17 protein-coding genes and 1 tRNA gene are annotated in these 21,687 nt (G+C 63.7%); 8 read left to right on the top strand and 10 right to left on the bottom strand.

Annotated elements, in window-relative coordinates; genetic code table 11:
• Positions 1-104: 104 nt before the first annotated feature.
• The 4 genes from FR728_RS05260 to FR728_RS05245 form a co-directional block, all read right to left on the bottom strand.
• Positions 105-1,346, bottom strand: a complete 1,242-nt coding sequence (locus FR728_RS05260) for a saccharopine dehydrogenase family protein (RefSeq protein ID WP_149891551.1) — start codon at positions 1,344-1,346, stop codon at positions 105-107.
• 170 nt (positions 1,347-1,516) lie between these two features.
• Positions 1,517-2,611: a carboxynorspermidine decarboxylase gene (gene nspC, locus FR728_RS05255; protein ID WP_149891550.1), complete on the bottom strand. Its 1,095-nt coding sequence runs from the start codon at positions 2,609-2,611 to the stop codon at positions 1,517-1,519.
• 196 nt (positions 2,612-2,807) lie between these two features.
• Positions 2,808-3,662, bottom strand: a complete 855-nt coding sequence (locus FR728_RS05250) for an urea carboxylase-associated family protein (RefSeq protein WP_149891549.1) — start codon at positions 3,660-3,662, stop codon at positions 2,808-2,810.
• An 80-nt stretch (positions 3,663-3,742) separates the two neighbouring features.
• Complete coding sequence (locus tag FR728_RS05245; protein ID WP_149891548.1) at positions 3,743-4,834, bottom strand: COX15/CtaA family protein; 1,092 nt, start codon at positions 4,832-4,834, stop codon at positions 3,743-3,745.
• Between the two features lie 122 nt (positions 4,835-4,956).
• Between FR728_RS05245 and FR728_RS05240 the strand changes: the two genes are divergently transcribed.
• Positions 4,957-5,172 carry a DUF2842 domain-containing protein gene (locus FR728_RS05240; protein WP_149891547.1) on the top strand — a complete coding sequence of 72 codons (216 nt, stop codon included), beginning with the start codon at positions 4,957-4,959 and terminating at the stop codon, positions 5,170-5,172.
• Here FR728_RS05240 and FR728_RS05235 read toward each other — a convergent pair.
• Entirely contained in the window at positions 5,132-6,250 is a 1,119-nt protein-coding gene (locus FR728_RS05235; protein WP_149891546.1) for a polysaccharide deacetylase family protein, read from the bottom strand. The genes FR728_RS05240 and FR728_RS05235 overlap by 41 nt on opposite strands.
• A 118-nt stretch (positions 6,251-6,368) precedes the next feature.
• On the opposite strand from FR728_RS05235, the gene FR728_RS05230 reads away from it, so the two are divergent.
• Complete coding sequence (locus FR728_RS05230) at positions 6,369-7,688, top strand: GNAT family N-acetyltransferase (RefSeq protein ID WP_188318799.1); 1,320 nt, start codon at positions 6,369-6,371, stop codon at positions 7,686-7,688.
• 60 nt (positions 7,689-7,748) lie between these two features.
• On the opposite strand, the gene FR728_RS05225 is transcribed toward FR728_RS05230, so the two are convergent.
• Positions 7,749-10,424, bottom strand: a complete 2,676-nt coding sequence (locus tag FR728_RS05225) for an exopolysaccharide transport family protein (RefSeq protein ID WP_149891544.1) — start codon at positions 10,422-10,424, stop codon at positions 7,749-7,751.
• 196 nt (positions 10,425-10,620) lie between these two features.
• On the opposite strand from FR728_RS05225, the gene FR728_RS05220 reads away from it, so the two are divergent.
• The 5 genes from FR728_RS05220 (at position 10,621) to FR728_RS05200 (ending at position 15,664) form a co-directional block, all read left to right on the top strand.
• Positions 10,621-11,178 (top strand): polysaccharide biosynthesis/export family protein, encoded by a 558-nt coding sequence (locus FR728_RS05220; RefSeq protein ID WP_149891543.1) that lies wholly within the window; start codon positions 10,621-10,623, stop codon positions 11,176-11,178.
• Between the two features lie 106 nt (positions 11,179-11,284).
• On the top strand, positions 11,285-12,508 hold the full coding sequence (locus FR728_RS05215; RefSeq protein WP_149891542.1) for a glycosyltransferase: 1,224 nt from the start codon (positions 11,285-11,287) through the stop codon (positions 12,506-12,508).
• Entirely contained in the window at positions 12,505-14,226 is a 1,722-nt protein-coding gene (locus FR728_RS05210; RefSeq protein WP_377174863.1) for an undecaprenyl-phosphate glucose phosphotransferase, read from the top strand. Before FR728_RS05215 ends, FR728_RS05210 begins: the two co-directional genes overlap by 4 nt.
• Positions 14,223-15,542 carry an O-antigen ligase family protein gene (locus FR728_RS05205; protein ID WP_208998660.1) on the top strand — a complete coding sequence of 440 codons (1,320 nt, stop codon included), beginning with the start codon at positions 14,223-14,225 and terminating at the stop codon, positions 15,540-15,542. The genes FR728_RS05210 and FR728_RS05205 overlap by 4 nt, the downstream gene beginning before the upstream one ends.
• A 45-nt stretch (positions 15,543-15,587) precedes the next feature.
• Positions 15,588-15,664 (top strand) — tRNA-Pro (locus tag FR728_RS05200).
• Between the two features lie 345 nt (positions 15,665-16,009).
• Here FR728_RS05200 and FR728_RS05195 read toward each other — a convergent pair.
• The 3 genes from FR728_RS05195 to gntA form a co-directional block, all read right to left on the bottom strand.
• Positions 16,010-17,287 (bottom strand): anti-phage deoxyguanosine triphosphatase, encoded by a 1,278-nt coding sequence (locus FR728_RS05195; protein ID WP_149891541.1) that lies wholly within the window; start codon positions 17,285-17,287, stop codon positions 16,010-16,012.
• Between the two features lie 605 nt (positions 17,288-17,892).
• Positions 17,893-18,522, bottom strand: a complete 630-nt coding sequence (locus FR728_RS05190; RefSeq protein WP_149891540.1) for a DUF1989 domain-containing protein — start codon at positions 18,520-18,522, stop codon at positions 17,893-17,895.
• Positions 18,519-19,187 carry a guanitoxin biosynthesis heme-dependent pre-guanitoxin N-hydroxylase GntA gene (gene gntA / locus FR728_RS05185; RefSeq protein WP_149891539.1) on the bottom strand — a complete coding sequence of 223 codons (669 nt, stop codon included), beginning with the start codon at positions 19,185-19,187 and terminating at the stop codon, positions 18,519-18,521. Before gntA ends, FR728_RS05190 begins: the two co-directional genes overlap by 4 nt.
• A gap of 355 nt (positions 19,188-19,542) precedes the next feature.
• On the opposite strand from gntA, the gene FR728_RS05180 reads away from it, so the two are divergent.
• The gene (locus FR728_RS05180) at positions 19,543-20,805 is read left to right on the top strand and encodes a cytochrome P450 (protein ID WP_244304383.1); all 1,263 of its coding nucleotides are present in this window, start codon (positions 19,543-19,545) and stop codon (positions 20,803-20,805) included.
• 135 nt (positions 20,806-20,940) lie between these two features.
• Here FR728_RS05180 and FR728_RS05175 read toward each other — a convergent pair whose 3' ends face one another.
• Complete coding sequence (locus FR728_RS05175; RefSeq protein ID WP_149891538.1) at positions 20,941-21,684, bottom strand: MerR family transcriptional regulator; 744 nt, start codon at positions 21,682-21,684, stop codon at positions 20,941-20,943.
• Positions 21,685-21,687: the final 3 nt, after the last annotated feature.

Here is a 21,687-nt window from a genome sequence, read left to right as displayed (position 1 = left end):
CGGCCCGCATTCCGGAAGAGTTTCAAACGAAAAAACCCCGCATATCCAGAGATATGCGGGGTCTAGCTCATGGTCGATCGAAACGCGGGCATGCCGCGCGCCGGTCAGGAGAAGTCGAGCGGACGGTCGCCGTTCTCATCCCGGATGCAGGTCGGCAGGCCGATCTGGTTGAGGATGTGCAGGAAGGGCTTGGGAGCCAGTTCTTCCACGTTGACCATGGTCTTCACGTCCCACTCGCCCGAGGCCACCAGCATGGCGGCGGCGACCGGCGGCACGCCAGCTGTGTAGGAGATCCCTTGCGAGCCCACTTCTTCGTAGGCTTCCTTGTGGTCGGCCACGTTGTAAATGAAGACCTCGGCCGGCTTGCCGTCCTTGGTGCCCTTCACGAAGTCGCCGATGCAGGTCTTGCCCGTATAGTTCGGGGCCAGCGACGAGGGATCCGGCAGCACGGCCTTGACCACCTTCAGCGGCACAACTTCCAGGCCTTCGGCCGTCTTGACCGGCTGCTCCGACAGGAGACCGAGGTTCTTCAGAACGGTGAAGACGTTGATGTAGTGATCGCCGAAGCCCATCCAGAAGCGAACGTTGGGCGAACCCATGTTCTTGGCCAGCGAGTGGACCTCGTCATGGCCGGACATGTAGGCCTTCTGCTTGCCGACGACCGGAAGATCGAACTCCTGCCCGACCTCGAACATGGCGTTCTCTTTCCACTGGCTGTCCTGCCAGGAATAGACCGTGCCGGTGAACTCGCGGAAATTGATTTCCGGGTCGAAGTTGGTGGAGAAATACTTGCCGTGGTTGCCGGCGTTGATGTCGACGATGTCGATGTCGGTGATCGTGTCGACATAATCGTCCTTGGCGAGGCGCGCAAAGGCGTTGACGACGCCCGGGTCGAAGCCCGCGCCCAGAATGGCGGTGACGCCAGCCCTGGCGCACTCGTCCTTGCGCGGCCACTCGTAATTGCCGTACCAGGGCGGGGTCTCGCAGATCTTGTTCGGCTCTTCGTGGATCGCGGTGTCGATATAGGCGACGCCGGCCTCGATGCAGGCGCTCAGCACCGACATGTTGAGGAAGGCGGTGCCGACGTTGATGACGATCTGGCAGCCGGTCTTGCGGATCAGCGCGACGGTTGCGGCCACGTCCATGGCATCGAGCGCATGGGCTTCCAGCACGCCGTCCTGCTTCATGTTGCCCATGTCGTGCACGGAGGCGACGATCTCCTCGCACTTGGACCTGGTGCGCGAGGCAATATGGATCTCGCCGAGAACATCGTTGTTCTGGGCGCATTTGTGAGCCACCACGCGGGCAACACCGCCAGCGCCGATGATGAGCACATTCTTCTTCATGGAAAGACAACCCTCCGTTTGGTGCGGGTCCGGGCTTCCTATGCCTCGCACACCCCGCAGGAAACAGGTGCAATTCCCGAACGTCTTGAGCCCGCCGGGGTCAGACGGCGGGCCCGGAATTGCGGTGGAACTCTCGTGCCGTCAGTGCGGCCGGTGGAGCGGTGACCGTCTCAGCTCAGGCTGGAGACGAAATCCTCGTAGCCGAACGCGCGAACGGGGCGGATGGTGCCGTCCTCCTCGCGGATGGCGATGGCCGGCATCTTCACGCCATTGAACCAGTTCTTCTTCACCATGGTGTAACCGGCCGCGTCCTGCAGGGACAGGCGGTCGCCGGGCTTCACCGGCTGCTCGAAGGAGAATTCGCCGAAGATGTCGCCGGCCAGGCAGCTCTTGCCGCAGACCATGACCTTGTGCGGACCGGTGTTCGGCTTGACCTTGGCGCTCTCGCGGTAGATCAGCAGATCGAGCATGTGCGCTTCGATGGAGCTGTCGACGATGGCGAGATCCTTGCCGTTGTTGAGCGTGTCGAGCACGGTGACCTCCAGGGTCGCGGCCCCGGTGATCGCAGCCTCGCCCGGCTCCAGATAGACCTGGACGCCATGGCTCTCGGCAAACTGCTTCAGGCGCGCGGCCAGCTTCTCCAGCGGATAGCCCTCGCCGGTGAAGTGGATGCCGCCACCCAGCGAGATCCAGTCCATGCGATCGATCAGATGGCCGAACTTCGCCTCGATCAGGGTCAGCATCTCGTCGAAACGTTCGAAGCTCGCGTTCTCGCAGTTGTTGTGGAACATGAAGCCGGAAATCTTGTCCAGCACGCCCTCGATGAGCGCCGGGTCATGTTCGCCGAGACGGGAGAAGGGACGGGCCGGGTCGGCCAGGTCAAAGGACGAGGTGGAAACGCCCGGATTGACGCGCAGACCCCGCACCTTGCCCGCAGACTTGTTGTCGAAACGGGTCAGCTGGCCGATGGAGTTGAAGAGGATCTTGTCGCAGTTGGCGAGAACCTCGTCGATTTCGTTGTCCGCATAGGCCACGGAATAGGCATGGGTCTCCCCGCCGAACTTCTCGAAGCCGAGCTTGACCTCATAGAGAGACGAGGAGGTGGTGCCATCCATGTACTGGCTCATCAGGTCGAAGACCGACCAGGTGGCGAAGCACTTGAGCGCAAGCAGCGACTTGGCCCCGGAGTGTTCGCGCAGCCACGCGATCTTCTCCATGTTGGCCTTCAGGCGCGACTTGTCGATGAGGTAATAGGGCGTTTCCATCTGGCGGAGCCTTTCAAAGTCCGACGGCCGGTTGCGGCCTGTCCCGAGGGCCCGGCTGCCCGCACAAGGGGCGCCGATCCGAAACGAATTTCAGGTGAGCGACTTCTATAGAGGAAGTTTGTGACGTCAAGAGGATATCTTGGGCCATCCCTGCCCATTTCAGGGCACCCTGCCCCGCAATCGCGTGCCGCCCAACTCAGAGGCCGTGGCTGCGATCATAGGCATTGACGGGCGGCGAGCTCCAGCCTTCCAGCGCCTGCGCCTGCGGGCGGAAGACCTCCATCAGCAGCGGGTGGCAGGCGGCGGTGTCGGAAGTGTGCTCTGCGCTGCAATCGCCGCCGGGACAGGCGCTCAGCACCGCCAGCAGGTCGATCTCGGCAAAGAGCTCGAGGAAGTCGCCCGGGCGCACCGGGCTTGCCTTCATGAAATATTGTCCCGTGTCGCGGGTGAAGCCCGTGCACATGAAGACGTTGAGCACGTCATGGACGTGGATCTCCGCCTCCCAGAGCGGCAGGTTGCGGGCCTCGGCCAGCGCCCGGGTCAGATTGGAATGGCAGCAGTGGTGATAGTCCACGCCCTTCAGCACCTGCCCCGTATAGGGGTCGCAGCGGGTGCCGATGACGTCATGCACCGAGCCGCCGAACTCGTCCTTGCCATACCATTCCAGGGTGTCCTCGACGATGGTCGCCATGGGGCGCAGGGTCGGGAACGACGACCACAGCCGGTTGCCGGTTGTCACGTGGGTACCGTGCAGGGCGCGGGTCTTGCCGGAGTAGAAGCGCTCGGAAAGATCGGCCGCGTTGAAGAGATTGAGGTCGCCGACCTGGGACCCCTCGACGCTGGACATGCGCAGGAAGCAGCCGGCGGGAACCTCGATCGTCGCGGCGTCGCGGGGCGGCACCACCGTCTCCGCGATCTTCTGCGCCCCTTCGCGGGCCGCGCGATAAAGCGGCAGGTCGGCGCCGGGCAGCGCATCCACCGGATAGCAGATCACCGGCTTCACCGCCCGGCGTTCGGCGGCATCCTCAGGCACGAGATGGGGAGCGGTCATGGCGGGTTCCTTGCGATCTTGATGGGGCGGAGCGGCGGATCGATCGGCATCATCCGCCTCTCCCATCTCAGGGTGTGGGATCAGCGGGCGGGATATTCCCCCTTGAGGGCGGCCAGATAGTCGATGGCCGCACCCAGCACGATGACGGCAAAGGCCTGATGCCAGAGCGCCAGATGAAGCGGCACCTGCATCACCAGCGTGCCGATGCCGAAGACAACCTGCAGGACCACGAAGCCCAGAATGTGTCGGGCGGGCATGAGAAGCACCTTGTCGCGGCTCGCGGAGCGGGTGCGCAGCCACAGGAGCACGGCGACGATCACCAGCACATAGGCGGTCATGCGATGCTGGAACTGCACCGTCATCACGTTCTCGAAGAGGTTGACCCAGAGCGGATCCATCACGAAGAGCCCCTTCGGGATGATCTGCCCGTCGATGAGCGGCCAGGTGTTGAAGGTGAAGCCGGCATTGAGCCCGGCCACCAGTCCGCCCAGGAAGATCTGCAAGAGCACCAGCGCCAGGAACAGGTTTCCGACCGGCATGAGCCTGCGGACCTCTTCTGACGTCGGCAACCGCCGGGGTGCAAGGCGGCGGGCGATCCAGAACAGCCAGGCGAAGATGACGCAGGCGAGGGTCAGATGGGCGGCGAGCCGATACTGGCTGACGTCGATGCGGTCCACGAGACCGGAGGCGACCATGTACCAGCCGAGCGCGCCCTGCAGGCCACCGAGGACGAGGCCCAGCACAAGGCGGGGCTTAAGCCAGGGCTCGATCATGCCCTTGGCCCAGAAGATCACCAGCGGCACGAAGAAGGCCAGACCGATCACCCGTCCGAGCAGGCGATGGCCCCACTCCCACCAGAAGATGGTCTTGAACTCCTCCAGGGACATGCCTTTGTTGAGGATCTCGTATTGCGGGATCTGGCGGTACTTGGCGAATTCCTCTTCCCATTCGGCCACCGACAGCGGCGGAATGGCGCCGTGGATCGGCTTCCACTCGGTGATGGACAGGCCGGATTCGGTCAGACGGGTTGCCCCGCCCACGACCACCATGGCAAGCACCAGAAGACAGATGCCATAGAGCCACCAGCGGATGGCCCGCCGGTTGCGCGCGATCTGCGCAGGAACGGCTGGCTGCGGCGTCGAAGGCTGAACGGAAGAAGGCGTTGCGCGCATTTGATTTCCCGCAATTGATCTTTGCGTCAGGGAATATAGATGCTTTAAAGCGCCGACAAGCGGCATCCCGCCGCACCGGCCCGCCAGACCCGGCCCGGCTCCCTCACTCTCAGGACACTGCGATGGTTCCTTCGTTCCGCAAGTTCATCGGCATGATCGCCCTGGTGCTCTTCGTCATTATCTATGCCTTCTTCGCCATGGTGATCGGAGACATGAGCCTGCAGACGACGCCGATGCTGGGCCGGATCCTCTATTATGCAGTGGCGGGGCTGATCTGGGTGGTGCCGGCGGGCGCCATCATCTGGTGGATGGAAAGAGGCGGGAAATCCGGGGCTTGAGCCCGAAGCCGGACGCCGCCCACTTGGCCGCGTCATAAAGCACGAAGGGCATGCCGGTCAGATACTGATCGACCATGAACTCGTCCTGGAAATGCCCGTTGAGGGACACCCTCGGCAACAGCATGAGGTTGCGCGCATGGGTGGCGCGCAGCACGCCGGGCTGGGTGGTGAGACAGGCGCGGAACCCGATCGCCTCGGCAATCTCCCCGTCGCGCGGCCCTGCGGCCGCCTCGAAGCCATAGGGATAGGCGAAATATTTCGGCCGGCGCCCGAGCTCTTCTTCCATGCGGGCTATGCCGCGCTGGATATCGGCCGCAGCCTCATCGGGCGAGAGACGCGCCAGGGCGTAGTGGTCGTGGGTATGCGCCCCGAGGGTCACCAGCGGGTCTTCCGCCAGCCGCCGCGCATCGTCCCAGGTCATCATGAGTTCGTCGGCAAGTGCACCGAGATCAAGGCCATGGCGCTCGGCCAGGACGATGATCGCCTCCCGCTGCGCCTCTTCCCGCAGATCGCAGGTGAGCCACCGCACGGCCCGCTTGAAGGCAACGCACTTTTCCTCGTCCGACCGACAGGAGAGCGTCGACTCGGGCGCCCCCGGCAGCCCGGAGAGATCAAGAAGGGAGCGAGTGGCGATCAGACGCTCCAGAGCCACCCACCACACCTGGGACGTGCGGTCGAGGAAGCCGGAGGTCAGGAAGATCGTGAAGGGAACGCCGAGTTCCTTCAGGATCGGATAGGCAATGTCGTGATTGTCGCGGAAACCGTCGTCGAAGGTCAGGACCGCATAGCGTGTGCCTTCATTGTCGAGCCCGTAGCCCATCTTCAGCAGATCGACCGCTTCGCCCAGCGAAATGATCTTGTAGCCGTTGTGGCGGATCCGCTCGACGGTCGCGCGCAGGAATTCCGGTGTGACTTCGAGATGGCGGTTCGGCTGGAAGGCGGCGGACGAGGCAGGCAGCACCCGGTGCAGCATGAAGACGGCACCAATGCCCTGCGTCAGCGGCGCGACCGCGCGGCTGAGACCGGTGCCTTCAAGAACTTGAAGGGTTTGCCTGTAGACCCTCTGGCGCGATGTCATGTTTCCTTCGACCGACCGGTCGGCTCCCGCAGCAATTCCCATCAATCCGAACATCATTTCCTTAAGACTTATTGCCAATAATCGCGATCAAGATCTTTTCTCACGGAAAAATATTGCCATGTCCGTCCCCGCATCCCTCACCGTCACCTATGCAACGGATCCGGCCGGCCATTCCTCCCCAAAGGCCCCTTCCACCGTCGATCTCCCGCAAGCTGCGGCGACACCGGGCCTTGCTGTCGTGCAGCTTCCCGACCTTGCCGCCTATGCGGAGACCTACAGGCTTCTGCGCGAAGGAAGCGGCGGACCGCACCCCTCAGTTGACTTCGCCTACCAGACTCCCGGCTGGATTGAAAGCTGGTTGGAAACATTGGGAAAAAAAAGTGAGACGGTGCCACTCTTCCTCTCGCTGCGTCAGGGCGACCGCACTGTCCTGCTGCTGCCTCTGGGCCTGCGCCGCAGCCGTGGCGCGATGGTGGCGCAGTTTCTTGGCCAGCCGAATGCAAACCAGAATGTAGGTGTCTGGGACCGGGCCTTTCTGAGCATGGCCGATCCGCAAGCCCTGAGCGCGGAGATTGCCCGGGCCCTGCGCCCTGCCCTGAAGGCTGCGGGCGTCGACCTACTGCATCTGGCCAACACGCCCGAGGCTTTCGACGGATGCCCGCTGGCCTTGCCCGGCACGACCCGGCTTGCCAGCATGAACCCGGTGTTCCGCGCCGCGCTCGACCGCGATTTCGACACGCTCTATCGCGACGCCTTTTCCAAGTCCTCGCGCAAGACCCTGCAGCGCAAGGAAAAGGCACTTCAGGAAGCCGGAGCGTTCCGGGTCTTCGAGGCCCAAACCTCGCAGGAAGTCACCGCGGCTCTGGAGGTATTCCAGACCCAGCGACAGGCCCGGGCGGATCTGACGGGCATTCCCAACGCCTTCGGAAGCGAGGCCGGCAAGGCCTTCCTGCGCCGGCTGACCGCCCAGGCAGCGACGGGCGTCGACGGGCCGGAACCGAAGGCGCAGCAGGCGCCGCTTCTGTCCCTGTGGTGTCTGGAGGCGGCCGGTGCCGTGCGAGCGACCTATCTCTGCGCCCAGCATGACCGCACCCTTGTGGGCTACACCAACAGCATCGCCCATGACGATCTGACGGCGCGCAGCCCGGGGGTCGTCCTGCTCAAGGAGATGCTGTCACAGGTGATCGGCGCGGGCCGCTATGCCACTCTGGATCTGGGGCTAGGGGACGAGCGCTACAAGCATGGCTGGAGCACGCCGCAGCCGCTTCACGACCTGTTCCTGCCGGTCACCCGGCGCGGCCAGATCGCCCTTGGCGCCCTGCTGATGGTGTCGCGGACCAAGACCTTCATCCGCAGCACACCGCTGCTCTGGGCGCTGGTGCGCAAGGCGCGCAACTGGAAGGCCCGGCACGCAGCCCCTGCCGCCTCGCAGGACTGAGCGTCCCGCCGGATCCGAATGGCGAGCCTTCGGATCGGCCTTGTGCAGTTCTCTTGCGACTCAGGCGGCGTGACCTGCCCCTCGGGTCAGGGCCGAAGGCAGATCTCCTTCCGTGAAGACCTCCACCTGCGCCCGGCTGTTCTTGCGCAGCAGGCGAGCCGCTTCTTCCAGCTCGATGCCGAGCCCTGCGTCTTCCGCCATGAGCAGCACCCGCTCGGCCTTGCGCAGGATCTGCACGCTGGCCAGCGAGCCGTCGATGGCGCCGAGATCGATCACCACCGTTTCATACATGCTCGAGATGACCTCAAGGGTCTGGGCGAAGCGCGGCTGACGCGCCACCTCATCGGGGATGGCGCGGGTGCCCGCCTCGATCAGATGCGCCGACGACCCGGCATCGCCGTAGATCACCTTGGCAAAGGTCGCTTCGCCACTGACCAGATCGGAGAAGCCACGCGCCGACTGGGGCGCCTCAAGCTCGGGGAAAGCCTCCATCAGTAGCGCCGTGTAACCGCGATCGGCAGCGGCACGCGCCAGATGGAAGGCGCATTTGTGGGAGAGGTCCGGATTGTCGACGGTGAGCACGACGATCATGCCGTCAAGCTGCTGGAAGAGTTCCGGCGCATGGGTGTCCTCGACCGGCGCGTCGTCGGCCTCAGTTTCGATTTCGGAAGCAGCAATCTCGGTTGCGTCAGCCGCGTCGTCATCGTCGGCGCCGGCATCCAGTGTGGAGAGGCGCAGTTCGTCAGCCTCGGCGTCCTCCGCCGGATCGGCCTGCGGCACTGCGGCCACAGGCTCCTCGGAAGCGTGCTGCTCCTGGTGCGCGGCCTCGAGAGGCGCTTCGGCGTTCGTTTCGGCCTCACTGTCACTTTCGGTGCGAACCGTCCGCGACATGGTGGCCAGATGACGGGCCATGGCCGGGCTGAAGGCATATTGCCCCTGGGGTGACGCTGTGACGGGCTGCTCGAAATCGGCTTCCTCGACCACGCTGTCCGCCTCTCCGGAAGGACCGGCAGACACCTCGGCCAGCCAGCTGCGCTTCCTGGGGGCAACGATCGCAGGGGCCGGCACGTCATCGACAGCTTCCGCCTGCGCCGCTTCGTTCTCGACCACGGGCTCTTCGTCGCCCTGCCGCGCAGGCAGAGGCTCGAAGCTCTGCACTTGCGCAAGGACACTGCCGCGACGGCCTGCGCTCATCACCTCGGGCGCAGTCGCGGGCTCGTCGACGATTGTCTCCGGCTCGCTCTTCTCGTCTTCGTTTTTCTCGTGAGCGATTGTCTCGTCTTTAGCGCGGTCATCACGCGGGTCCCGCGCCGCGCCATAGGTCACCGGATAAAGGGCGGCTCCCGTCAGGAAGGCCCAGCCGACCACCAGCGCACAGCCGAAGACAAATGTCGCGACGGCGGCAAGAATGGTCGAGGGGATGATCTTGGGTGCATAGGGCTCGATGGGCACGATGGCGCGGGAAATGATCCGCGCATCCGCCGGCAGCACCTGTGACTTCAGGCGCGTGTCGGCCTCCCGGTAGCTGGCGACCAGAATGTCGAGCTGGCGCTCCTTCGCAGCGGCTTCCCGCTCCAGTTCATCAAGACGCACCTGATCCGCATTGGAGCGGGTGACCTGCTGCTTGAGGTCTTCCAGGCGGGCACCGAGCGCCTCGGCCTGCTGCTGTGCGACACGGGCATCGCTCTCCAGCCCGGCCAGCACCTTTTCCGCCTCGCGACGGATGAGACGGTCATAGTCGTTCAGCTGGGACTGGAGCGCCTTCAGCTGCGGGTGGTTCGGCAGGAGCGTGATCGAGAGTTCGGACACATTGGCCTGGAGCTCGGCCTGCCGCTCGCGCAGACGCTGGATGAGCTGGGAGTTCAGAACGTCAGAGGCGGTTTCCAGCGCGCCGCCGGACGAGATCAGGCCGCGCACTTGGCTGGCCTTCGCCTGAGCCTCATCGCGGCTGGCGAGGGCATTATTGTAGGAGGTGCCGAGCTCGACCAGCTGCTGCTGCAACAGGGTCTGGTTGCCGGAGCCCAGAAGCAGGTCGGCGCTGGAGCGGAATTCGGCGACCGCCTTGCGGGCAGCCTGCACCTCGTCGCGCAGGGCAACGATCTGCGGCTGCAGGGAGAGGGTCGCGACTTCCGTGGTCTCGCGCTTGGCACCGGCCTGCAGGGCCAGATATTCATCGACGATGGTGTTGGCCACGCGGGCGGCGAGCTGGGGATCCTGAGAGGTGAACTCGACCGCGATCACGCGGGAGCCTTCCAGCCGGTAGACATTGATCCGCTTGAAATAGGCGCGCAGCACCAGTTCGTCGGCAGGCGCGGCAGCGCCATCGCTCCCCTGCCCCAGACCGGCCAGAGACAGGAGACGGTCGGCGAGCCCCTTGTCGCCCTCGGCCTCGAACTCAGCAAGGCTCCCCAGATCAAGACGGGTGACGACGCGGCGCGCCAGATCGGCGGACATCAGAAGCTGGACCTGGCTGGCCACACCCTGCTCATCGAGCAGCGCGCGCTCTTCTTCCGCACCACGTCCGCCACCGGGCAGACCGTAGCTCGTGCTCTCGATGAGCACCCGGGCAGAGCCCAGATATTTCTTCGGAGACAGGGTGAGCAGGACAAAGACCGTGGCGGCCACGATCAGCACCAGCGGCAGCAGCCAGCGCAGGGAGCGGCCGATGGCACCCAACAGCCCCTTCAGATCCAGCGCCATATCCGCATGTGGGGTGGCTTCGCGATAACCCGGCATCAACACTCTCCAGCTTTCTGGCGGCAACTATGCCGAACTAGGGTAAGCGATGGGTTAAGCCGCGGAATTCCGCGCTTCCGGCCTTGTTAATTTTTACGGTCGCATTTCTGGCGTGCCTTACGTCAGCTTTTGCGGCCCTTCACCTGACATTAACCATGAATACGCAAGATGCCCGCACTTGTAGGTGGAGTAGACAATGCCCCTTCGCTGGATCCTGCTGGGCCTTCTGGTCCTGGTGCTGGCCGCCTGTAGCGGCTATCGCCAGCCGCCGGCTGCCTTTCACGAGACGCTGACACAGCCTTACCGGCTGGATTCCAGCGACCAGGTGCGTGTGATCGTCTTCGGTCAGGACACGCTCTCCAATAACTATGTGGTTGATCAGGCAGGATATATTTCCTTCCCGCTGATCGGTGCCGTGGCAGCCCGGGGCAAGACCCAGATGGAGCTGGCAGCCGAGATTTCCCGCAAACTGAAGCAGGGCTACCTGCGCGATCCGGACGTCTCCGTGGAGGTGGCGACCTATCGTCCCTTCTTCATCATGGGCGAGGTGCAAAACCCGGGCCAGTATTCTTACGTGGCCGGCATGACCGCCCAGAACGCGATCGCGACCGCCGGCGGTTTCAGCGCCCGCGCCCAGCAGCAGGACGTGGATCTGACCCGTCAGGTCAATGGGGAAATCCTAAACGGACGTGTGCCCATTTCGGACCCGATCCGCCCCGGCGACACGATTTACGTCCGGGAACGCTACTTCTGAAAAGTGACAGGAATTAACCGCAGACTCACCGGGCGTCTGTAGGGTGCAGCTCATCGGGTTCACGGACCGCGCAGACGATCCGGAGCCCCAACAGGGAGCCTGCACCATGACCAAGGATCCGTTGCGGATCGTCCACTGCGTGCGCTCGCCAATTGGCGGGATCTTCAGGCATATCAAGGACCTCGCGCTCAGCCAGGCAGCGGCTGGACACGATGTCGGCCTGATCTGCGACAGCAGCAGCGGCAGCGACTATGACAATGCCATCGTCGACAGCCTGCGCCCTCACCTTTCCCTCGGCGTGGCGCGCTTTCCCATGCGTCGACAGCTCTCGCTGCAGGATCTTGCCGCCACCCGCGATCTCTACCGCCATGTCCGCGATCTGAAGCCCGACGTCCTGCATGGCCACGGGGCCAAGGGCGGCGCCTATTCCCGGTTCATCGGCACTGTGCTTCGGCTTCAGGGTCAAAAGGTCGAGCGAATCTACTGCCCGCACGGCGGCAGCCTCCATTATGATCCGAACCGGCTGGAAGGCCGCGTCTATCATGCCCTGGAGCGCCTGCTTCTGCGCATGACCGACGGGCTGATCTTCGTGTCCGACTATGAATATGCCGCCTTCGAGACCAAGGTTTCCCGGCCGACCTGCCCGACCCGGGTGGTCTACAACGGATTGCAGCCGTCCGAGTTCTCGCCGGTCGAACCGGCTTCCGATGCGGCGGACTTCCTCTTCATCGGCATGCTGCGCGACCTGAAGGGTCCGGATCTCTTCATCGACGCCCTGCACAATCTGGAGCTTCAGACCGGCCGGCGGCCGACCGCCTTCATCGCCGGCGAAGGTCCGGACGAGCCGAAATACCGGCAGATGGTGGAGGACTACGGGCTCACCGACACGGTCACCTTCCTCGGTGCCGTGCCCGCCCGCGAGGCCTTCGCCAACGGGCGCTTCGTTGTGGTGCCCTCGCGCGCCGAGGCCATGCCCTATATCGTGCTTGAAACCGTGGCGGCCGAACGCCCGCTGATCGCCACCCGCGTCGGCGGCGTGCCGGAGGTCTTCGGGCGTCACGCTCTGCGGCTCATCGAACCGGGGAACGTGGATCACCTGACCCGGGCCATGCGCACGGCGCTGGACACGCCCGCGGCCATGCAGGAGGCGGCCGTGCGGCTGCGCCAGTGTCTGGCGGAAACCTTCTCCGTGGAGCTGATGGCAGACCGGATCACGACCCTGTATCGTCTGGCGCGGGGCGAATCCCCCCAGGACGAGACGGTGGATCAGGCCGCACCTGCGTCCGTTCGCCATGGTTCTGCCTACGCCCGCACGAGCAATCCCTCATGATCACCCCTGCCAATCTCCCCGAAAACCGTCCGGCGGAGGCAAGCGACCCGAGCGAGCCATCTGTTGCGCCGGGCACGCCGCTTCAGGCGAACCTCGGACAGCGGTTGACCCGAAGCCTGCGCCGCAGCCAGGAGATCTCCGGATCCTCCAACGTCTACGGCCCCATCGGCATGGTGGGAGACGGGGCACGTGACCCGGCCACGGCCCGTCCGGGCAGCCCGCGCACGCACCTGAGCCCCGAGGCGCTCGACATCGCCGGAAGGCTCTCGGACAACGGGATTTCGGTTCCCGTGCTCAGCGGCTCCGTGCGGCTCATCGACCAGATCCTGATCTGCGGCAGTGCGGCCCTCGTCGGCATGCTCAACCTGCAGGACAGCTGGCTGGCGCGTGGCGATGCGGCCGGCGCCTCCGGAGCCTTCGACACGAGTGCGGCCCATCTGGTCGCCATTGTCGTTGCCATGATCTTCTCCCTCGCCTTCTTCCAGGCAGCCGATGCCTATCAGGTCTCGGTCATGCGGCGGGGCATGTCGCAGCTCGGGCGGGTGACCGCCGGCTGGACCCTGGTCTTTGCCATGTTCTTCCTGCTGCGCAGCCTGACCGGTCTGGGTCAGGGCCTGTCCGAGCCCTGGCTCGGCGCATGGTATGCGGTGGGGCTTGGAAGCCTGATCTGCTTCCGTCTCGCCATCTACCGCCGGGTGCGGCACTGGATGAAGATCGGACGGCTGGAGCGCCGGGCCATCATCGTGGGCGGCGGCACGGCTGCGGCCGAGCTGATCCACGAGCTTGAAGGCCAGCCCGACAACGACATCCGCATCTGCGGCATCTTCGACGACCGGGCCAATGACCGCTCGCCGCCGGTGGTGGCCGGCTATCCCAAGCTCGGCAACATCGCCGCCCTGGTGGAATTTGCCCGCCTCGCCCGCATCGACATGCTGATCGTCTGCATTCCGCTGCGCGCCGAAAAGCGCGTGCTGGAGCTCTTGCAGAAGCTGTGGGTGCTGCCGGTGGACATCCGCCTGTCGGCCCACACGGACAAGGTGCGGTTCCGTGATCGCGGCACCTCCTTCATCGGCACCGTGCCCTTCGTCGACGTGCTGGAGAAGCCGATTGCCGACTGGGACATGGTGGCCAAGCGCGCCTTCGACATCCTCTTCTCGCTCGGTGCTCTCATCGCCCTTTCCCCGGTCATGATCGGGGCGGCGATTGCGGTGAAGGCGACCAGCAAGGGCCCGATCCTGTTCCGCCAGAAGCGCTACGGCTTCAACAACGAGATCGTGGAGGTGCTGAAGTTCCGCTCCATGTTCACCGATCAGCTCGACCCCACCGCCGCCAAGGCCGTGACCAAGGGCGACCCGCGCGTGACCCCGGTCGGACGCTTCATCCGCAAGAGCTCCATCGACGAACTGCCCCAGCTCTTCAACGTGCTGGCCGGCTCCCTCTCGCTCGTCGGCCCCCGCCCCCATGCGGTCAATGCCCATACGGACAACACCACCTGGGACAATGTGGTCGACGGCTATTTCGCCCGCCACAAGGTGAAGCCCGGCGTGACCGGCTGGGCCCAGATCAACGGCTGGCGCGGTGAAGTCGACACGCCGGAGAAGATCCGCAAGCGCGTGGAGTTCGATGTCTATTACATCGAGAACTGGTCGATCCTCTTCGATCTCAAGATCCTCGCCCTGACGCCGCTGCGCCTCCTCAATACGGAGAATGCCTATTGAGCGCGCCGGCCGCCCCAAGCCCTGCACGTGACCTGTCGCCGATGCCGCCGGTTCTGACCGCCAGCCGCATCGGCGATGGTGCCTTGTGGCTCGCGGCCTTCCTCTCCGGCTTCGTGATCCGCGAACCGGCCCCTTACGAGCTCTATCTCGCCGGCCTCAGCGTGGTCTGGCTGCTGTTCGGCCTGAAGCTGCGGCGAGAGTTCGGGCCGCTGGTGATCTGCCTGCTGCTCTATTGCGCCGGGGGGATTGCCGGGGTGCCGCTGGCCCGCGACTTCATGGGCGCCTTCACCTATATCGCCGTCTCCGTCTTCCTGGCCGTGACGGCCATGTTCTATGCCGCCGTGCTGGCCGAGCGGCCCGAGCGCTACCGGATGATCGAGAAGGGCTATCTCGCCTGTTCGGTGATCGTGGCCCTCACCGGCATCCTCGGCTATTTCCATGCCTTTCCCGGCGCGGAATTCTTCACCCGCTATGACCGGGCGCGCGGCACCTTCGAGGACCCGAACGTCTTCGGCCCCTTCCTGGCCCTGCCGACCGTGATCCTGATCCAGCGCCTGCTCGACCAGCCGCTGAGCGCCTGTCTCAAGCTGCTGCCCATGCTGGCGATCCTGGTGCTCGGCATCTTCCTGAGCTTTTCGCGCGGGGCCTGGGGCGTGCTGGTGGCCGCCTCGCTCGTCGTCTATGTGCTGGCGCTGATCACCGAGCAGCATCCGGCGCGGCGCCTGCGGCTGATCTGGCTGGGGATCGCCGGGGCCTTCGCCGTGGTTGCGCTGATCGCCGTGGCGCTCTCCATCGACAGCGTCTCCGACATGTTCCAGCAGCGCGCCAAGCTGGTGCAGGATTATGACGGCTCGCGGCTCGGGCGCTTCGCCCGCTATTCGCTCGGCTTCGGCATGGTGATGGAGCGCCCGCTCGGGCTCGGGGCCCTGGAATTCAACAAGTATTTCCCGGAAGACGAGCACAATGTCTATCTGAAGGGTTTCACCACCTACGGATGGCTGGGCGGCACGGTCTATATCGTCTTCATCGGCTGGACCCTGTCGCGGCTGGTGCCCCTGCTCTTCAAGGCCCGGCCCTGGACGCCCTTCGTCCACTGCGTCTTCGCGGTTCTGGTGGCCCACATGTTCCTGCAGGCCATCATCGACACGGACCACTGGCGGCATGTCTACATGCTCTACGGGCTGGCCTGGGGGCTGATCGGCGCGGACCGGCTGGAGGCACGGCGGCTCGGCACCAGAGTTGCGCGCGGGTCCCGCGCCACGCCCCCTCCCGCCACCGCGCCGCAGAGCAATCGATCTGTGGATCAAGGGGCATGAACCGGCTTGCAAAGCGCAATCGAACCATATAGGTAAGCCTCAGTTCGGGCAGTAGCGCAGCCTGGTAGCGCACTTGACTGGGGGTCAAGGGGTCGTCGGTTCAAATCCGGCCTGCCCGACCATCACACCTTCCCCCACTTTCCTCCTCATCACCGATGATCTTCCCCTTGCGGGGACAGCCATGCGCAAGCGCCTGCCGCGTCACTCGGCTGGAGCGCAAGGTCGCTTGGCAGAAATTCTGGCGCCCACGTCGCCTCCCCTCGCCGCCCAATCCCCACAGTCTGCCTTCGCGCCAAACTGTAGAGCCACAAGATGGTCGCTCGCAGATTTCGACCCAACTGTAGAGCTGCCGTTGGTTGCACGATGTGCGGGGGTCTATAGCGGGCGGGGAACGGTCGTTCGCTGCGGCAAGTTCGAGTGGCCGGTTTGGGCCATGCCCCGTGCCTTCTTCATCCAGTCAACCACGATCACAATTCGTCGCTGCTACTACCAAAGCCTGGGTGGAACAGGCGCTTGTAGAGACGTTCCGCGTAGCTGTCCGTCATGCCAGCAACGTAATCACATACTCGACGCGCATCAGAACTTTCCCGACAACCATCTTCCCAAGATGACTGTGGAATAAGGCTTTTGGGATCTGAGAGCAAAGTATCAAACAGACGTTCCACGACCATCTGACCGCGACGCTCGAGCTGCTGTACCTTTGCCTTACGGATTACGAGTTCGTAGGCTAGCCCCTTGAAGGCTTCCAACAGCCTCGCATGAGGTTCTGGCAGAGCTGCGTTGAACTTTAAAAGCGGGTGTTCGTATGAATTGTCCGTAGTAATCGCCACGCTTGTTATAAAAAGATTCACTAGACTGGAAATCATCTGCTTTCTGTCAAAGCTTTTTCCAAGTAGACCTTTGCAGACTAGATCCGCGTCGAATCCATCCAAGGAGGCGCTATCTATTTTATTGAAGGCTTTGACTATCTCTGTTTCGACCTCGCTTGCAGTCGCCAAACCCCGTGCAACGATATCCTCGATGTCATGAATTCCATATGCAATGTCGTCCGCGAGTTCGAGAATGCTACAATCAAGGCTATGATGGGCAGTTTTTCCATCGGCTGATTCTATTAACCGCTTTTGATCGGAAGGTTCAAATCCATCCATTGCCCACTTCACAACACCTAATTCGTCTTGATGGAACGACTTCGGCGGTTTCTTTGCATAGTTATTGAGGTCGAAGGTATCCATCGAACGCGGATATTTTAATACTGCTAGAATCAGGCGGCGTGTCGGATAAAGGCCTTTTCCTCGCTCCTTGTATTTCTCAAGCTTTGTCAGAATGCGAAGGGTTTGCCCATTCCCTTCAAAGCCGCCATGTCGGAGCATGGCTTTGTGTAGCGCTTGCTCGCCTTTATGGCCGAAAGGAGGATGCCCAAGATCGTGAGCAAGGCAGGCCGCTTCAATCAGATCGCGCGCTGGCAGCCAATCTTGAGCCTGCTTGTGAAAGGTGGCTTTCTTGAAGTCTAGAACTTCCAGTAAGCCATAGCCAATCTGGGATACTTCGATCGAATGGGTCAGGCGAGTTCTATGGAAATCACCCTCACCAATACCCATCACCTGTGTCTTGCCTTGGAGTCGCCGGAAAGCCGCCGAATGCATTATGCGCGCACGGTCCCTCTGAAATGGCGTTCGGCGATCTTGGGAGCGATTTGGCTGCTCTTCGTGCAGCCGTTCTAAAAAACGTGAAAAATTTGAAGTCATAGAATGATCTCGGGTCAAATAATCAAAGCAGATTCTAGGGCGAAAATTATAGCCTTTCAATGGAAGCTTTAGGTTAGCTGCACCTTAGCAGACGGCATACCGCCGAAGGTCCGCTGCGGGCTGAAAGCTACCGCCGAAATATCCTAACGAATGACGGCTTAGGGAAGCGAATTTCTAGGAACTGCTATTTCACCCCCCCTCAAATTGCCCCTGCCTTCGTAAATCCCCCCATTGAGACTGCGCCACCTCTGAGCTGCGCTCAGGGACCACCCCTTTCACGGCCGCCCGGGATCGCTCTTGCCCGTGGCCTGCCCCTCAGCCAGTCCGAAATTTCTGGCTGAAGGCCCACTCGCCGGGACAGGTGCGTGGGTCAGGTTTCACGGTCACGTGGAAGTAGGACGCAGACAGGTAAACCGGGTCTTCAACCCCATTCCCTTTACGGTTGGCCAGAGCGTCGTCCAGCCCCGGGCGGCATGGCCGCGTCGTTTCGCCCCCCCGTTCGCCTAGCATCTCCTTTGGGGGGGGGCCGCTAGGAGGCAATCGATGGTCACGGCGAAGAAAGCGCGACGTGCGGGAGATCGTCTGCGGCGCTCGTTCCGCCTACGTCAGGCGGGCACGGGCTCGGCGGCTTCGCGCGCCCAGTCGGGGCAGGTTGCGGAGACCTCGAAGTCGATGGGCTTGTAGCGGAAGTTGTTGGACTGACCGGCGGAACAGGCGGTCATGGCGATGACCAGATCCTGCTCGGCCCGGAAGACGATGCGCTGTCCCGGCCGGCTCTTCGGCGGAAGCACCCGGATCTTCCCACTCGCGCCATCCACGTCCACATGCATGAAGACATTGAAGGCGATGGGGATGCGGTCGCCGGGAATACTATAGGGCGCGAGCGCCCTTTCCAGATTGCCCTGGCAGCCGTGATGGGGCGTGCGGTCGCCATAGAGGATGCGGAACGTGTCGCAGGAGCAGGGCGTCAGGGTGAAGTCATGGCGGCCCACCTCGTCGGCAACGATGGTGAGCATCGGCCGCGAGCGGTTGGAATAAAGCACGTGGCCGGTGGTGAGGAACAGGGTCGACGCATAGTCGATGCTGCGCCCGGAGGAGATCACCTCGTCCGTGTCGTCCCGGTTGTAGGCGACCAGATCGCTGACCTGCTCGCCCTCCGGGTCGATCACGGTCAGATAATGGCCGCGTTCCAACTCGAAGGCCGTGCCTGTCCTGGGGTCGATACGCAGTCTCACAGCCGGATCTCCTTGTGCTGGAACGGGCAGGTCCACTCGTCGCCCACCGCACGGCCCGAATATTGCCGCGCTTCGGAAGACTGCCCGTAGTCGTCGAGCATGGGGTTGATGGTGCCGGCGAGTTCCTTGTCGCGCAGGCGGATGATGTCCTTCATCTTCTCGAAGCGGCCGTCGCCGCGCAGCTTCTCGAACTGGGCATGGGAATTGAAGACCATCACCGGATGATCAAAGCGCCGCGCCGGACGGGACGAGCCCGGATGCAGGCCCACCACGAAGAAGGGTTCCCCGGCAAGGCTCAGGGAGAAATGGGCGTCGTCCGGATCGGTGGCGACCTTCTCGTTCCATTCCTCGCCGGCGGCCACATCGATGTTGTGCAGGCACTGGAGACGCTCCCAGAGTGCGGCCTCGAAGCCTTCCTCATCGAGCTGCTCGGGCTGACGATAGAGAACCACCAGGGTCTGGAGGACGGGAGTGTTCATATCCAGATCGGAGGCGAAGCGGCGGATCGCCTGATAGATCTCCAGATCGTTCACCGCGCTGTCGATGGCGTCGGCGACGTGGAACTGCATGGTGCCTCGGGCAAGTGCCGACTTGGCACCGACACAGGGGAACTCATCGGACTTCACGAATTGCGAAAAACGTGTCAGCAGACTGTCTTGGGTCATCGTTTCTGAACCGGATGCGCCCTTGCAGCGCATGCGTCTCCCTTTGGCTTGGGCCGCCGCTCACCGGAGCGCCGCCCTTCACCGCATTAATCTGGCAGACCCCGTCCCGGTTCCTTCGCGGCGCGCGCGCAACCTCAAGTCCGTCAGCGCCGCCGCCGCCACCGACCGAAAAGCCCGAGTTCGCTCAAAGACTTGAACGAAAAAGACGAGAAAATGATTCATCCCACCGTCCGACCGCCCGGGACCGGACACACCAAAGGCTCTTCGACACCCCGTGCCCCTCGTGGCAGCGCGACCTCATGCACCAATTTCGCTTTACGATGCGCCGTACCCTCGACTAGGGTCGCCTCCTCGAATGCCCCTCCAGAACAAGTCAGCCGACAGCCAGACCATGACCGACCAGCCCGTCTTCGACCCACTCTCGCCCGCCTTTGCCGCCGATCCCTATCCCTTCTACGCGGCCCTGCGGGAGCGACCGGGCCTGACCTATTTCGAGGACTTCGACATCTGGCTCGCCGCCCGTTTCGAGGATGTGCAGACGATCGTCATGGGCGAGACGATGGTCCGCTCCATGGACCATATCGCCACGGCCGAGGAGATCGCCGAGCAGAAGCGAGCGCAGAACTGGCACGACATGCCGCACCACTCCCGCTTCGTGCAATTCTCGCTGCTCGACAGCGACGGCGCCGTGCATGACCGGCTGCGCAAGCAGGTCTTCCGTCTCTTCACCCCCGTGATGGTCAACCGGCTGCGGGACGAGATCCAGACCTACGTGGACGGGCTCTTCGACAGTCTCGCCGACCGTTCGGAGATCGACTTTGTCGAGGATCTGGCGGCCCATGTGCCCGGCCACATCATCGGCCGGATCATCGGCGTGCCGGACGAGGACTGCCCGCAGCTGCGGATCTGGTCGGAGAATATCGTCCAGTATTTCGACATCGACCGGTCCGACGCCCGCAAGGAGCTGGCCGAGCGCAACACCACCGAGTTCTATCACTATCTGCAGGGGCTGAAGGCCAAGCGCCTGGCCCAGCCGCAGGACGACCTTCTGTCGCTCATGATCGAGGCGGAAAAGGCCGGCGACATGAACGAGGACGAGTTCTTCTCCACCGCCATGCTCATTCTCATGGCCGGGCACGGGTCGACGATCGACGTGCTGGGCAGCGGGTTGCATGCGCTGCTGAAGTTCCCGGCGGAACAGGCGCGGCTGCGCGCGGATGCCAGCCTGATGAAGACCGCCGTGCAGGAGATGTTCCGCTTCGAAAGCCCCCTGCCCTTCTTCCACCGCTACACCACCGCACCGGTGGAGATCGCGGGCCAGCAGTTCGAGGCCGGGGCGCGGCTCGGGGTGCTCTACGGGGCGGCAAACCGGGATCCGGCGCAATTTGCCGACCCGGACCGGTTCGATGTGGGCCGCAGCCCCAACTGGCACACGGCCTTCGGCCGGGGCGCCCATTTCTGCCTCGGCAATCATCTGGCGCGGCTCGACATGGACATCATCTTCAGCACCCTGCTGAAGCGGTTCTCCCGTCTCGATCTGGTGGAGGAGCCGGTCTACAAGCGCGGCCTGTCCGTGCGCGGACCCAAGGCCCTGCGCCTCGCCTGGACGCCCGCCTGAGGGCACGGCGCGTCCCACGTCACCTTAAATCTGAAGCCCTGCAGAAACAGAATCAACGGCCTGAGCCAGGCCGTTGAGGACGCAGAGTCACATGAGGATGCCGCATGGGCTGGAGAGGGGCCAGCGCAGGCGGGCTCAGCGGGCCTGATCGAGCAGGCGCTTGCACTCCAGCAGATCCATGAGAGCCGTCTGCAGGGCTTTCACGTCATCCTTGCTCAGGGGCGCAATCCCCGTGCCCGCAGTGACGGGCTTCTCGCCGCGCAGGCGTCCGAGCAAGGTCGGGCGCGCATGGGCGGCACCGGCCTCGGGCGCGGCAATCACGTCGCGCGGGACACGGGTGTCGACCGGCTCGGTGGCGGCCGGAGCAGACTTCAGGGTCGAAGATGCGGGACCAGCGGGTTGCCCATGAGGACTTGCCCCGCCCTGAGGCGCAAGGCTTGCGGCCATGTGGGCGGCATCCATTTCCTCGTCGGCGGAGTCATGCGGCTGAGACGCCTGACCCGCTTCGTATTGGGCCTCGTATTTGGCAAAGTCCTGCCCGTCCGCCTCGACGGTGGCGTGGCCGACGACGAGCGGCATGCCCGGGGCGAGCCCCTGCGCTTCCTGCCAGATCTGCATGACGAAGCGCGGGCCCTGATCCTTGAGGATGCGCTGGACGCCCTTGATCGTGTAGCCCTCGCCGTAGAGCAGATGACGGATGCCGCGCAGCAGTTCCACATCGTCCGGACGGTAGTAGCGGCGGCCACCGCCGCGTTTCAGCGGCTTGATGTGCGAGAAGCGGGTTTCCCAGAAGCGCAGCACATGCTGGGGCAGGTCGAGATCCTCTGCCACCTCGCTGATGGTGCGAAAGGCGTCGGCCGCCTTGTCTTGAGAGCTCATGGG

It is taken from the genome of Roseibium aestuarii, from assembly GCF_008477545.1.
In the GTDB taxonomy this organism is placed as follows: domain Bacteria; phylum Pseudomonadota; class Alphaproteobacteria; order Rhizobiales; family Stappiaceae; genus Roseibium; species Roseibium aestuarii.
Note: the sequence above shows the minus strand (reverse complement) of the source record. Positions and strands in the feature narration are given on the sequence as shown.